General features: G+C 72.5%; 14 protein-coding genes. 6 read left to right on the top strand and 8 right to left on the bottom strand.

Annotation, left to right across the window (positions count from 1 at the left end; genetic code table 11):
- Positions 1 to 22 precede the first annotated feature (22 nt).
- Complete coding sequence (locus BIU94_RS08855) at positions 23 to 442, bottom strand: tetratricopeptide repeat protein (RefSeq protein WP_071257650.1); 420 nt, start codon at positions 440 to 442, stop codon at positions 23 to 25.
- Between the two features lie 51 nt (positions 443 to 493).
- Positions 494 to 1,240, bottom strand: coding sequence for a 4-hydroxy-tetrahydrodipicolinate reductase (dapB, locus tag BIU94_RS08850; protein WP_071257805.1), 747 nt, complete (start codon positions 1,238 to 1,240; stop codon positions 494 to 496).
- 23 nt (positions 1,241 to 1,263) lie between these two features.
- Between dapB and BIU94_RS08845 the strand changes: the two genes are divergently transcribed.
- The gene (locus BIU94_RS08845; RefSeq protein ID WP_071257644.1) at positions 1,264 to 1,758 is read left to right on the top strand and encodes a GNAT family N-acetyltransferase; all 495 of its coding nucleotides are present in this window, start codon (positions 1,264 to 1,266) and stop codon (positions 1,756 to 1,758) included.
- 48 nt (positions 1,759 to 1,806) lie between these two features.
- Here BIU94_RS08845 and BIU94_RS08840 read toward each other — a convergent pair whose 3' ends face one another.
- Positions 1,807 to 2,409 carry a histidine phosphatase family protein gene (locus BIU94_RS08840; RefSeq protein ID WP_071257634.1) on the bottom strand — a complete coding sequence of 201 codons (603 nt, stop codon included), beginning with the start codon at positions 2,407 to 2,409 and terminating at the stop codon, positions 1,807 to 1,809.
- Positions 2,410 to 2,417: 8 nt separating this feature from the next.
- A complete protein-coding gene (locus BIU94_RS08835) occupies positions 2,418 to 3,752 on the bottom strand; it encodes a pitrilysin family protein (RefSeq protein ID WP_071257631.1) in 1,335 nt (444 codons plus the stop codon).
- Between the two features lie 250 nt (positions 3,753 to 4,002).
- Here BIU94_RS08835 and BIU94_RS08830 point away from each other — a divergent pair, with 250 nt between their 5' ends.
- Together BIU94_RS08830 and BIU94_RS08825 are read left to right on the top strand one after the other, a co-directional pair.
- Positions 4,003 to 4,650: a TetR/AcrR family transcriptional regulator gene (locus BIU94_RS08830; RefSeq protein WP_175472099.1), complete on the top strand. Its 648-nt coding sequence runs from the start codon at positions 4,003 to 4,005 to the stop codon at positions 4,648 to 4,650.
- A gap of 585 nt (positions 4,651 to 5,235) precedes the next feature.
- A complete protein-coding gene (locus BIU94_RS08825) occupies positions 5,236 to 5,763 on the top strand; it encodes a YbhB/YbcL family Raf kinase inhibitor-like protein (RefSeq protein WP_071257628.1) in 528 nt (175 codons plus the stop codon).
- Positions 5,764 to 5,834: 71 nt separating this feature from the next.
- Here BIU94_RS08825 and BIU94_RS08820 read toward each other — a convergent pair whose 3' ends face one another.
- A complete protein-coding gene (locus BIU94_RS08820) occupies positions 5,835 to 8,123 on the bottom strand; it encodes a polyribonucleotide nucleotidyltransferase (RefSeq protein ID WP_071257625.1) in 2,289 nt (762 codons plus the stop codon).
- 281 nt (positions 8,124 to 8,404) lie between these two features.
- On the opposite strand from BIU94_RS08820, the gene BIU94_RS08815 reads away from it, so the two are divergent.
- Positions 8,405 to 9,604: a lytic transglycosylase domain-containing protein gene (locus BIU94_RS08815; RefSeq protein WP_071257621.1), complete on the top strand. Its 1,200-nt coding sequence runs from the start codon at positions 8,405 to 8,407 to the stop codon at positions 9,602 to 9,604.
- 19 nt (positions 9,605 to 9,623) lie between these two features.
- On the opposite strand, the gene BIU94_RS08810 is transcribed toward BIU94_RS08815, so the two are convergent.
- The 3 genes from BIU94_RS08810 to BIU94_RS08800 form a co-directional block, all read right to left on the bottom strand.
- The gene (locus BIU94_RS08810; protein WP_071257619.1) at positions 9,624 to 10,241 is read right to left on the bottom strand and encodes a CE1759 family FMN reductase; all 618 of its coding nucleotides are present in this window, start codon (positions 10,239 to 10,241) and stop codon (positions 9,624 to 9,626) included.
- 138 nt (positions 10,242 to 10,379) lie between these two features.
- Positions 10,380 to 10,649, bottom strand: a complete 270-nt coding sequence (gene rpsO / locus BIU94_RS08805; RefSeq protein WP_071257618.1) for a 30S ribosomal protein S15 — start codon at positions 10,647 to 10,649, stop codon at positions 10,380 to 10,382.
- A 101-nt stretch (positions 10,650 to 10,750) separates the two neighbouring features.
- The gene (locus BIU94_RS08800) at positions 10,751 to 11,215 is read right to left on the bottom strand and encodes a VanZ family protein (RefSeq protein WP_175472100.1); all 465 of its coding nucleotides are present in this window, start codon (positions 11,213 to 11,215) and stop codon (positions 10,751 to 10,753) included.
- A gap of 152 nt (positions 11,216 to 11,367) precedes the next feature.
- On the opposite strand from BIU94_RS08800, the gene BIU94_RS08795 reads away from it, so the two are divergent.
- Positions 11,368 to 12,465: a glycoside hydrolase family 6 protein gene (locus tag BIU94_RS08795; protein ID WP_071257612.1), complete on the top strand. Its 1,098-nt coding sequence runs from the start codon at positions 11,368 to 11,370 to the stop codon at positions 12,463 to 12,465.
- 44 nt (positions 12,466 to 12,509) lie between these two features.
- Positions 12,510 to 13,559: a M4 family metallopeptidase gene (locus tag BIU94_RS08790; RefSeq protein ID WP_071257606.1), complete on the top strand. Its 1,050-nt coding sequence runs from the start codon at positions 12,510 to 12,512 to the stop codon at positions 13,557 to 13,559.
- Positions 13,560 to 13,571: the final 12 nt, after the last annotated feature.

Genomic DNA, 13,571 nt, shown 5'->3' with positions numbered 1-13,571 from the left:
CGGACGGTGCGGCGTCGTGCGCTCAGGACGCGGTCGCCCGGGACCGCGCGAGCGCTTCGCGCATCGCGGCCCGGGCTCGTTTCCGGTCGCCGGCGGCGTCGTAGACCACGCCGAGCCGGTACCAGCCGCGCCAGTCGCCCGGGTCGGACTCCACCGCCGCCTTGTACCGCGGGAAGACCTCGTCGGCGGCCTGCCGCGTCGGACGGCCGGAGGGGCGGACCGCGACGACGTCGTCGGGGGTCCCACCCTCGCGTTCGAGCCGCGCGCCGAGCCGGGTGATGCGGACACCGAAGCGCACCTCGAGCACGAGCAGCAGGGCGCCGACGGCCGCGACGACGAACAGCGCGACGCCGATCGCGATGCCGATCGGCACACCGGTCGCCACGAACGCGACGGCACGCTGCCCGACGAGCCCGATGTAGAGCGCCAGCAGGAGGGTCATCAGCGCCGCGCCCCAGAAAGGCGAACGGACGGTGCGGAGCACGGCGGTCGCCTAGCCGATGCCGAGCACGCTGCCGAGGCCGACGGTCAGCCCGCGCGCGGCCCCGACGGCACCGAGCGCCGCCCGGATGCCGGCGACGTAGGCGACGTCGTCGTTCGTGTCGTGCCGGATCGTCAGGGTCTCGCCGGGACCGCTCAGCAGGACGTCCTGCACGGCCTTCACCCCGGGCAGTCGGAGCGAGTGGATCGGCACGCTGGCGACCTGCTGCCCGCGGGCACGCTGGTCGACGTGCGGGGCGTCGACCGGGCCGACGTCGCGGCGGGCGTCGGCGACGAGCTCGGCCGTGCGGACCGCGGTGCCCGAGGGCGAGTCGATCTTGCCGGCGTGGTGCGTCTCGATGATCTCGACCGCGGGGAACCACGGCGCGGCGATCGTCGCCAGGTGCGTGCCGAGCACGGAGCCGATGGAGAAGTTCGGGACGACGAGGACCCCCTGCTCCGGGCGGTCCTGCATCCCCGAGCGGAGTGTCGCCAGCCGGTCGGCAGACCAGCCGGAGGTGCCGACGAGCACGTTCGCGCCGCTCGACAGCGCGTTCTCGACGATCGCGGGGCTGAGCGCGGGCACCGTCACGTCGACGACGACGCGGGCGCCCGCGAAGACCTGCGGGTCGGCCTCGTGCGCGCCGTCCTTCGAGGACAGGCTCGCGACGAGCTCGAGCTCGGGGAGTTCCTGGACCACGGCGGCCACGAGACCCCCGAGACGACCGGTGGCGCCGACGACGGCGACGGGAGTGACCATGCGCTCCATCCTAGGATCGACCCATGTCAGTCGAGGTCAGGACCGTGCCGGCCGATCTGCCCGAGGTCGACGTGCTGTTGGACGCGTACCTGGACGAGCGCGAGGCGACGTTCCCGAGCGCGCAGGGCGCCTACTCGCGGAAGCGCACCCCGGCGGCCGAGTTCACGCCGCCGAACGGGGTCTTCGCGGTCGCGTACGACGCGGACGGCACCGCGGTCGGGTGCGGCGGGCTCCGACGCATCGCGGACGGGACCGGCGACGCGGGCGCGGTCGACGTGCGCTTCGAGGTGAAGCACGTCTTCGTCACCCCGGCCGGTCGCGGGCAGGGTGTCGCCACCGCGGTGATGGACGTGCTCGAGCGCGCCGGCGCCGGTCTCGGCGCGACGAGCATCGTGCTCGACACGAACGACTCGCTCGTGGCAGCGGGGGCGATGTACAGGGGACGCGGCTACCGACGCGTCGAGCCGTTCAACGCGAACCCGAACGCGACCGCCTGGTACCGCAAGCCGATCGCCTGAGCCGGACCGGGCCTCCCGTCCAGAACGCGTGTCCCGGACCGTCGGCCGCTAGACGGGCTGGTCCACCGGCAGCCCGGTGCGGAGCTCCACCGGCAGGTGGGCCAGGTCGTTGAGCGTGACCACCTCGGCCGGCTTGGCCGACCGGATCCGGATGATGGTGAGCGCGGTGTGCGCGACGTTCGTGCCCATCCAGCGCCACTCGGGGGCCTGGAAGGCCTCGCGGACGAACCAGCCGATGACGGCGTTGTGCGTGATGAGCAGGTCGTGCCGGTCCTCGCGCGCCGGGGTGAACCACTCGGCCACGGCGTCACCCATCTGGGCCTGGCCGGCGACGATCTCCTCTTCCGTGATGCCGCCGTACCAGCCCTGGTACGCGTGCGGCATGTCCGGGGTCGGACCGGAGGGGATGCAGTCGAAGAGCAGCGTCGACGGCTCCGGCTGGATCGAGGGCAGTCGCTGCGCCAGGAACGCGGCGGTCTCGCTCGGGGCCTCGAGCGGCGAGTGGTACACGCCGTCGAAGGGCACGCCGCCGAGCCGATCGGCCACCAACATCGCCTGACGCTTGCCGCGCTCCGAGAGCTTGCCGTCGCGCAGGCCGTGCTCGGCGTCCTGGTGCTCACCGTGCCGGACGAGGTACAGGTAGTGCGACATGTCGATGCTCAGCTGCCGATCCCGATCGCGGCCGCGAGCTCGTCCTGCTGCACGGCGCCGACGACCGAGGTGATCGTCGGACGGGTGAGCAGGTCGCGCGAGAGCTCGAGCACGTCGTCGGTGGTGACGCGGTCGACGCGCTCGAGGGCCGTTGCCAGGTCGGTGTACTCCCCCGTGCCGAGCTCGGACCGGCCGAGGCGGGTCATGCGGGCGTCGGAGTCCTCGAGCGAGAGCGTCAGCGCGCCCTCGATCTGGCCCTTGGCGCGCCGGAGCTCGTCGGCCGTGATGCCGTGGTCGACCATCCGGCGGAACTCGGCGTCGACGATGTCGATCACGCCGGGGACGTTGTCGGGCGCGCAGCCGGCGTAGACGCCGAACGCGCCGTTGTCGAGGTAGGCGGGTGCGAACGAGGACACCGCGTAGGCGAGCCCGCGACGCTCGCGCACCTCTTGGAAGAGCCGGGAGCTCATCCCGCCGCCGAGCACGGCGTTCAGCACGCTCAGCGCCGGGCGCCGCTCGTCGCGCAGGTCGAGCCCCTGCGAGCCGCGCAGCATGCTCACCTGCTCGGTGGGTCGGTGCACGACCGACAGCTTCGGCTGCACCGGGTCGGCGACGGTCTGCGGCGTGCGACGCGACAGCGGGTCGGCGCGCGGGGCGTCGTGGAACACCTGCCCGACGAGCTCGCACAGGCGGTCGTGGTCGACGGCGCCGGCGGCGGTGACCACGATGCCGTTCGGTGCGTAGTGCTCGCGGTAGTGGGACAGGACCTCGTCACGCCCGACGGCGCGGATGCTGTCCGGGGTGCCGCCGATCGGACGCCCGAGCGGGTGTCCGCCGAACGCCGCGGCGAAGAAGGCCTCGCCCGCCACGTCGGCCGGGTCGTCGGCCGCCATCGCGAGTTCCTCGAGGATGACGCCGCGTTCGACGTCGAAGGCGTCGGGGTCGAGCACGGACGCGGTGACCATGTCGCCGATCACGCCGATGGCCATCGGGACGTCGGTGTCCCGGACCCGGGCGTAGTAGCAGGTGTACTCCTTGGCCGTCGCGGCGTTGTGCTCACCGCCCACGGAGTCGAACGCGATCGCGATGTCGAGCGCCGAGCGGGTCTCGGTGCCCTTGAAGAGCAGGTGTTCGAGGAAGTGCGTCGACCCGAACTGACCGTCGCGTTCGTCGCGCGAACCGACGCCGACCCAGAACCCGATGCTCGTCGAAGCGGCACCCGGCACCGCCTCGGACAGCACGCGGACACCCGACGGCAGCACGGTGCGACGGACGAAGGCCCCGCCGGACGTCAGGAAGGACGTGTCCGGGGCCCCGAGCGGCAGTGGCACTGGCTGGTTCATCGCAGACGAGCCTACTGATCGGCTCGCGGGCCTCGCCCAGTTTGCACAGGCGCGTCGGACGCCACTCGAAGTGGGGTACAGAAAGTGTGGACAGACCGACTCGTCTGTCTGTCCTCCTTGTGCTACAGTTGGGCAAGCCGGATCGGTAGCCCCCCTAGATTCCGATCCGGTGGCTCGGGACATCAGTCCTGCGCGGTCGACGAGTCCCCCCACTCAGATCGCGGAGCCGATGAGCCCAAGGAGCCACGCTGTGACGGTCGATTCCCCCCAACCGGCCGTCCAGCGTCTCCTTGGCCCGAGCACGAACCTCGCGTCGCCGGACGGGTCGAGCGTCCCCCCGACTCCCCGCTCCGGCGGCGCGAAGGTCCGCATCCTCGAGACCGCCTCGCGACTCTTCTACGAAGAGGGCATCCACAGCGTCGGCGTCGACCGCCTCATCTCCGAGGCCAGCGTCACGAAGGCGACGTTCTACAAGCACTACGGGTCGAAGGACAACCTGATCCTCGCCTACATCCGCGCACAGGACGAGCGCGTGCAGCAGCGGATGGAGTCGTTCACCACGTCGGCCGAGACCCCCGCGGCGGCCGTCCGGGCCTGGGTCACCGCCCTGGCCGACGACGTCAACGACCCCGAGTTCCGCGGTTGCGCCTTCCTGAACGCCGCAGCCGAGTACCACGACCCCCGCGACCCGGTGCGCGAGGTCGTCGCCACCCACCGCGAGTGGTACACCGAGCGCCTCGCGACCCTGCTGCAGGAAGCCGGCCACCCGCTGCCGGGCGACGGCGCCGACGAACTCATGCTCGCCCGCGACGGCGCGATGGCGGGCGCGTACGCCGGCGACGCCATCGCGGCCACGGCCGCCCTGCAGCGCGTGGTCGACCGGGTCCTGGCCGTCTGACGCGTCACCGCCCCGTGCGGGCGGGTCGGGCGTTGACGCGAAAGCGACAGTCTGCCGCCAACAGTTCGCGGCGATTTGTCGCCCTCGCGGCACGAACCGTGCGGCTCCCTGCACGGGTGTCGCTTCCGTAACGCAACGTCGCCCCGCGCTGGTGCGGAGGCTGCCGGGAGGCCCGACCCGGCCCCGCCACGCACCTCACGCTCAGCACACGGTCACGTCCCCACCCCCGAGTCGCCAAAGCGACAAGATCCCGCCAACAGTTCGCGGCGATCTGTCGCCTTCGCGGCACCAACCGCGCAGCTCCCCGCACGGGAGTCGCTTCCGCAGCACAACGCCGCCGCGTGCCCGCCAGCCACGACCGAGAGGCCGGACCCGGCCCCGCCGCGCACCTCCCGCCCGGCGCACGGTCACGTTCTCCCCCGCGGGTCGCCGAAGCGACAATCCCCCGCCAACAGTTCGCGGCGATCTGTCGCCTTCGCGACACCAACCGCGCAGCTCCCCCCACGGGAGTCGCTTCCGCACCACCACGCCGCCCACGCACCGCCGCCGAGCCGCCCCCGAGGCCGCGGGTGTTGGCTGGAGCACATGGCAAACGACCCCAACTGGAACCTCCCCGAGGTCCCCGCGTTCACCCTGACCAGCCCCGACTTCGCCGACGGCGCCGAGCTCCCGACGTGGGCCCGCGGCACCGATGCCGGTGGCGAGGACCGCTCCCCCGCACTCGAGTGGTCCGACGCCCCCGAGGGCACGAAGAGCTTCGTGCTCACGGTGTACGACCCCGACGCACCGACCGGCTCCGGCTTCTGGCACTGGTCGCTCACCGACATCCCCGGCTCGGCGACCTCGCTCCCGCAGGGCGCCGGGACCGATGACGCCCTGCTGCCGGCCGAGGCGCTCCGTCGCCGCAACGAGTTCGGCACGGACACGTTCCTCGGCGCCGCTCCGCCCGCCGGGCACGGTGCGCACCGCTACTTCTTCACGTTGAGCGCGCTCGACGTGCCGGTGCTCGAGGCACCGGCGGACGCCACCCCCGCGGTCGTCGGCTTCGTGCTCCGCGAGCACCTGCTCGGCCGCGCCCAGCTCGTCGGCACGCAGGAGACCCCGGCCACCTGACCCCCGCAACGGCGAACGGCCGCCGCCCCGGGAGGGGACGGCGGCCGTTCGTGCGTCGGGACGCGGGTGGATCAGCCCTCGGCCGGAGCCTCGGCGTGCGAGGCGTGGTCATCACGGCCCTCGGTGTCCACGTCGTCGGCCACGACCGGCGCGAGCGACAGCTTGCCGCGGTCGTCGACCTTGGTGACCTCGACCAGGATCTTCTGGCCGACGCCGAGGACGTCCTCGACGTTCTCGACACGCTTGCCACCGGCGAGCTTGCGCACCTCGGAGACGTGGAGCAGACCGTCACGGCCCGGGAGCAGCGACACGAAGGCGCCGAAGGTGGCGATCTTCACGACGGTGCCGAGGAACTGGTCCCCGATCTCCGGGTTGGTCGGGTTCGCGATCGCGTTGACCTGGGCACGAGCGGCCTCGGCCGACGGACCGTCGACGGCGCCGATGTAGACGGTGCCGTTGTCCTCGATCGAGATGTCGGCACCGGTGTCGTCCTGGATGCCGTTGATCGTCTTGCCCTTCGGGCCGATCAGCTCGCCGATCTTGTCGACGGGGATCTGCACCGAGATGACGCGGGGCGCGGTGTCCGCCATCTCGTCGGGGGCGTCGATCGCCTCGGTCAGCACGCCGAGGATGGCCGAGCGGGCCTCCTTGGCCTGCTTCAGCGCGGCGTCGAGGACCGACGACGGGATGCCGTCGAGCTTCGTGTCGAGCTGGATGGCCGTGACGAACTCCGAGGTACCGGCGACCTTGAAGTCCATGTCGCCGAGGGCGTCCTCGGCACCGAGGATGTCGGTCAGCGCCGCGTAGCGGGTCTGGCCGTCGACGGTGTCGGACACGAGGCCCATCGCGATGCCCGCGACCGGGGCCTTGAGCGGCACACCGGCGTTGAGGAGCGACAGGGTCGACGCGCAGACGGAGCCCATCGACGTCGAGCCGTTGGAGCCGAGGGCCTCGGACACCTGACGGATCGCGTAGGGGAACTCGTCACGCGACGGCAGCACCGGCACGAGGGCGCGCTCGGCGAGGAAGCCGTGCCCGATCTCGCGACGCTTCGGCGAACCCACGCGGCCGGTCTCACCGGTCGAGTAGGGCGGGAAGTTGTAGTGGTGCAGGTAGCGCTTCTTCGTGACGGGCGACAGCGAGTCGATCTGCTGCTCCATCTTGAGCATGTTCAGCGTGGTGACGCCGAGGATCTGCGTCTCGCCGCGCTGGAAGATCGCCGAACCGTGGACGCGCGGGATCACGGCGACCTCGGCGTCGAGCGGACGGATGTCGGCGAGGCCGCGACCGTCCATGCGGACCTGCTCGGTGAGGATGCGGCCGCGGACGACCTTCTTCGTGACCGACTTGTAGGCACCGCTGACCTGGCCGTTGGCGCTCTCCGGCAGCTCGCCGGCCGACACCTTGGCGGCGACGGCCTCCTTGACGCGGGCCTTGAGGGCGTCGTCGGCGTCCTGGCGCTCGAGCTTGCCGGCGATCTTGTAGACGTCACCGAGCTCGGACAGGGCGAGGGACTCGACCACGTCGTAGACCTCGGGGGCGTACGGCGGGAAGACCGGGTAGTCCTGGATCTCCTTGGCGGACTGCGCGGCCATCTTCGCCTGCGCCTCGACCAGCACCTTGAGGAACGGCTTGGCCGCCTCGAGGCCCTGGGCGACGACGGCCTCGTCGGGCTTGGTGGCGCCGCCCTGGATGAGGTCCCAGCTGTGCTCGGTGGCCTCGGCCTCGACCATCATGATCGCGACGTCCTCGTTGCCCTGGTCGTCGGTGACGACCCGGCCGGCGACGGTGAGGTCGAACACGGCGTCGGCGAGCTGCGAGGCCTTCGGGAACGCGACCCACTGGTCGGTGCCGTTGGACCCCGGGATGAGCGCGAGGCGCACACCGGCGATCGGGCCGGAGAACGGCAGACCGGAGATCTGCGTGGACGCGGACGCGGCGTTGATGGCCAGCGCGTCGTAGAACTCGTCCGGCGCGATGCTCAGGACGGTGATGACGATCTGGACCTCGTTGCGCAGGCCGTCGACGAACGACGGACGGAGCGGCCGGTCGATGAGACGGCAGACGAGGATGGCCTCGGTCGACGGACGACCCTCGCGGCGGAAGAACGAGCCGGGGATCTTGCCGGCGGCGTAGGAACGCTCCTCGACGTCGACGGTGAGCGGGAAGAAGTCGAATCCTTCACGCGGGTGCTTGCCGGCGCTGGTGGCCGAGAGGAGCATCGTCTCCTCGTCGAGGTACGCGGCGACCGCGCCCTGCGCCTGCTGTGCGAGCCGGCCGGTCTCGAACCGGACGGTGCGCGTGCCGTACTTGCCGTTGTCGATGACGGCTTCGGCGAACTTGATCTCGGGACCCTCCAAAAGGGTGCCTCCTTGATGTGTGTCCGGCAGGCCGTGGCGACGGCACACGAGGGTGCGTGCGCGCCGATGGGTCGGGACGCATGTCTGGCCAGCAGTAGAAGCACTCGGGAAACCGTTCCGGCCCGCGAGCCACCACCGATGACCAGCTCCGTGCCCGGCCTGCGCAGTGTTTGTCTGACGTCCGGGGAAGAAGGTCCTCGGACGGAAGCGACTTTACCAGTCCACAGGGAATCGGCGGCGCGGCTCGCTGGCACCCGGGTGATCCTCGGTAGCCTGCGGACATGCGTCTCACCCCCTCGCGGGGCGTGCTCGTCGCGGCCGCCGTGGTCGTCGGCGCGCTCGTCGCCCCGGCACTGACCGCCGTCCCGGCGAACGCGACCGAGTACCCGACGTGGCAGGACGTCCAGCGTGCGAAGGGCAACGAGGCCGCGAAACGCGTCGAGGTGCGGAAGGTCCAGTCGGCACTGCAGGCCGCGCAGGACGAGGCCGCGGCGAGGTCGCAGGCCGCCCTGGTGGCCTCGTCGAAGGCGGACGCGGCCGAGGCGGAGCTGGCGGAGGCCACCCAGGCCGCCACGAGCCTCCAGGCCCAGGCGCAGCACGCGAGCGAGACGGCGGACCGCGCCCAGCAGCGGGCCGGCCAGCTCGCGGCGAACCTGTACCGCGACGGCAGCACGAACCAGATGACGACCCGGATCGCGACCGCCGGCGACCCGGACCAGCTGCTGTACCAGCTCGGGGCGCTCGACCAGCTCTCGTCGACGTGGTCCGGCGTGATGGACGAGGCATCCGTCGCCGCCGGCACCGCGTCGTCGCTGCACGAGCAGGCCGAGCGGGCCGAGGCGGAACGGGCCACCCGCGCGCAGGCGGCCGAGGAACGCTCGGCCGCGGCGGAGTCGGCCGAGCAGGCGGCGAACGCCGCGGTCGACTCGACCGAGCAGCACAGCGACGAGCTGTACGCGCAGCTCGCGTCGCTCAAGGACAGCACCGCGGAGCAGCAGGCCGGGTACGAACTCGGCCAGCGCGTCGCGGCGCAGAAGGCCGAACAGCAGCGCAAGCGCGCCGCGGCCGCTGCGGCCGAGGCCGCCCGGAACGCCGCGACGCCGACGAACAGCAGCGCGAGCAGCGGCGGAACGGGCACGAGCTACCCGAGCACCGGGGGCGTCGTGGTCGACCCCGCCGGCGCCCAGTCGTACGCACGCGGCGCGATCGGCGCCTACGGATGGGGCGGCGACCAGTTCTCGTGCCTGGTGTCGCTCTGGACGCAGGAGTCCGGGTGGCGGGCGAACGCCCTGAACGCCTCGAGCGGCGCCTACGGCATCCCGCAGTCGCTGCCCGCCGACAAGATGGCGGCGGCGGGAGCGGACTGGCGGACGAACGCGGCCACCCAGATCGACTGGGGACTCGCGTACATCAAGAGCGCCTACGGCTCACCCTGCGCCGCGTGGGGGCACGAGATGAGCGTCGACCCGCACTGGTACTGAGCGCTCGGCGGACCGCCGGTCAGTGCCCGAGGCCGCCGAGCAGGCTCGCGAAGTCCGGGGTCGCGGGGAGCGCGTCGGCTTCCTGCGGGGTCCGCCGGGAGGCCCGGATCGCCCAGGCGAGGTCGGCCCCCGCCCGGCGGATGCGTGCGTCCAGGGCCGCGGCGTCGCCGTCGGTCCCCCAGTCGTCCGTCGCGGCGAACACGCCCGTCGGCACGACCGCGGCGCGCAGGTAGGCGAACACCGGCCGCAGGGCGTGGTCGATCGCGAGCGAGTGCCGCGACGTGCCGCCGGTCGCGCCGAGCAGCACCGGCAGGTCGGCCAGCGAGTCCTTGTCGAGCACGTCGAGGAACGACTTCGCGAGGCCGCTGACGCCGGCCGTGAAGATCGGGGTGACGAACACGACGGCGTCGGCCCCGACCACGGTGGCCGTCGCGGCGGCGAGCCCCGGCGCCGCGAAGCCGGTGAGCATCGCGTCGGTGACCTCGTGCGCGATCGGGCGGAGCTCGACGTGCTCGACGTGGGCCGGGGTGCCCTCGGCGACGAGCGCGGCGACGGCTGCCTCGCCGAGGCGGTCGGCCAGCAGGCGGGTGGAGCTGGGCTCGGAGAGTCCGGCGGAGACGACGGCGATGGTGGTCATGGTGGGTCCCGACTTTCGATGCGTTTGCATGAACATAGCATCCAACCGGACCAGCCCGGCGAGCATTCCCCGGGAACGGAGAACGCCCCGGTCCTCGTACGAGGGCCGGGGCGTTCGGTCAAGCCGTGGGTCGGTCGACTAGCGACGCAGGCCGAGACGCTCGATGAGCGTGCGGTAGCGGGCGATGTCGACGTCGGAGAGGTAACCGAGGAGACGGCGACGCTGACCGACCATGAGCAGCAGACCACGACGCGAGTGGTGGTCGTGCTTGTGCTCCTTGAGGTGCTCGTTCAGGTCGTTGATGCGACGCGTCAGAACGGCGACCTGGACCTCGGGGGATCCGGTGTCGCCCGGGTGGGTCGCGTACTCTTCGATGATCTCCTGCTTGACCTTCGCGTCAAGTGCCATGGATGATCCCCTTCCTGTCCGTTGCGCGGTGCCCGTACCTGATGCACGAGCGCTCTTTGTCCGCGGCCGTTCGACGGCAACCGCGCAAGACTACCAGAGATCTAGGCGGCCCTGGCCCGCAGGCGGCGGCGCCGCGGTGCGGGCAGCAGGCTCCGGACGAGTCCGACGAGCGTGGCGCCGAGCAGCCCGCCCAGGCCGTTCGACAGGACGTCCCGCGGGTCGGCGACGCGGTACGGCAGGTAGGTGGCCTGTGCGAACTCGATGCCGGTCGACAGCGCCACGGCGACGAGGGCGCCGAGGATCCACCAGCGGCGCGGCAGCCAGAGTGCGGCGAGCGCACCCACGGGCACGAACATCGCGATGTTGGCGAGGAACTCGGTGCGCTCGTACGTGAACCACGTGCCGTGCGGCAGCTGCTGCACCCACGCGATGGCGTGCAGCACGAGCGAGTTCTGCGCCGAGGTGAAGACCTGCGGGGTCAGCGTCATCCGCCAGATCACCCAGGCGTACGCCGCGGTCAGGGCGAGGAGGAGGAGTCGTCGGAACACCGCGTCAGTGTGCTGCACGCTCCTGCACGGTCGCTGGAGCGCTCCTGGGAGGCCCGGGCACGACGCCCGGACGGCACCGGTGGGCACTGGCCACGGCGGACCCGGACCTGACAGCATGGACCGGGGCGTCCACGCCCGACCCGACGGTCACGTCCAGGGAGGACCGCCGCATGCCGCACCACCACGGGCCCGCTCGACCCCGCCGCGCTCGCGCCCACGGCCGTCGGCAGTGGGGATGGATCGCCGCCGCAGCGCTCGTCGTCGCGGCGGTCGTGACGACGGTCGTCGTGGTCGGTCCCTCCGGTGGGGACCGGGACACCGGAGGCCCGGACGGGACCGCCGGTCCCTCAGCGTCGACCGACCGCCCCGTCGTCGGGCGGAAGTCGGCCGCCGACGCCTTCCCCGGCGGGCTCGCCCGACAGCCCGAGGCCGTGAACCAGCCCGGCATCCGGGAGCGACGAGCACGCGCCGAGGGTCGCGAGGACACCGCTGACCGGATCGCCGCCATCGCCGACCAGCCGATCGCCACCTGGCTCACGGACACCTCGCGGTCGGCGACCCGCGAGACGGTCCGGACCGTCGTCCGCGCCGCCGAGCGTGCCGACGCGACCCCGGTGTTCGTCCTGTACAACGTGCCCGACCGCGACTGCGGGAACTACTCGCGCGGCGGCACCGAGGCCGACGCGTACCTGCCGTGGGTCCGCTCCGCTGCCGAGGCGATGTCCGGCTCGGGCGCCGTGGTGCTCGTCGAGCCGGACTCCGTCGCGCAGATCGGCAAGTGCGACCGGTTGCGCGACACCCGCCTGCCCCTGCTGCGGAAGGCCGTCGACGCGTTGTCCGGGCACGGGCTGACCGTGTACCTCGACGGCGGGAACGAGAACCGGGTGCCGGTCGACACCATGGCCGACCGGCTCCGCCAGGCCGGGATCGACCGGGTGCAGGGGTTCTTCACGAACGTGTCGAACTTCTACCGGGTCGACCAGGAGCGCGCCTACGCCGACCGGCTCGCCGACGCGATCGGCGGCGACCCGCACTTCGTCGTCGACGTGTCCCGCAACGGGCGCGGCTGGCGCGGCACCTGGTGCAACCCCGAGGGCGCCGGACTCGGGCAGGCACCGCACGTCACCGGCGGCACGACCCGGCTGGACGCCCTCCTCTGGGTGAAGACCCCCGGGCTCAGCGACGGCAGCTGCAACGGCGGCCCGCCCGCCGGCCGGTGGTGGGAGGCGTACGCCCTCGCACTCGTGGAGCACCGCGCCCGCGACTGACGACGACCCGGGCGGGTGTCGGTACCCGGTGGTTCCATGAGCGCATGACCGCGACCGACCGCATCCGCTCCGTCGTCCCGCCGTACCTGCTCCGCGCCGTCGCCGACGCCGACGCGTACCCCCGGGCGGCCTCCGCCGCGCGCACCGCGCTGGCGTCCCTGGACACCGTCCGGTCCCCCAAGGAGCAGCACCTGACCGCGCCGCAGCAGGTCGCCGGCACCGTCGACCGGTCCCCCCGGCGCACCGTGTCGGACGCCCACGGCTCGACCACCCTGCCGGGGACGGTCGTGCGGCGCGAGGGCGACGCCGACTCCGGTGACGCCGCCGTCGACGAGGCCTACGCGGGCCTCGGCGCGACGCACGCCTTCTGGCTCGACGTGTTCGACCGGGCCTCGGTCGACGGCGCCGGGCTGCCCCTCGACGCCACCGTGCACTTCGGGCAGGACTACGACAACGCCTACTGGGACGGCTCCCGGATGGTCTTCGGGGACGGCGACGGAGAAGTGTTCCGACGGTTCACCGTCGCCCTCGACGTCATCGGACACGAGCTCGCCCACGGTGTGACGCAGTACACCGCCGACCTCACCTACCAGGGCCAGTCCGGCGCGCTCAACGAGTCGGTCAGCGACGTGTTCGGCTCCCTCGTCGCCCAGTACACCGCCGGGCAGACCGCGGAGCAGGCGTCCTGGCTGATCGGCGAGGGCCTGTTCACCGAGGCGGTCCACGGCGTCGCACTCCGGTCGATGCGGGCGCCGGGCACCGCGTACGACGACCCGGTGCTCGGCAAGGACCCCCAGCCGGCGACGATGGCCGGGTACGTCGACACCACCGACGACCAGGGCGGCGTGCACACGAACTCGGGCATCCCGAACCACGCGTTCTTCCTGGCCGCCACCGCCATCGGCGGGTACGCCTGGCAGGGCGCGGGTGCGGTCTGGTGGGACGCCCTGACCTCGTCGTCGGTCACGGCGTCGATCGACTTCGCCGGCTTCGCGACCGTCACCGTCGACGCCGCCGGCACCCGGTTCGGCGACGGCTCCGCCCAGCAGACCGCCGTCCGCACGGCCTGGCAGACGGTGGGCGTGCTCGACTGAGCGACGCCGGGC

The organism is Curtobacterium sp. MMLR14_006, from assembly GCF_001864985.1.
Taxonomy (GTDB): Bacteria; Actinomycetota; Actinomycetes; order Actinomycetales; family Microbacteriaceae; genus Curtobacterium.
This window is presented reverse-complemented; position numbering and strand designations above follow the sequence as displayed.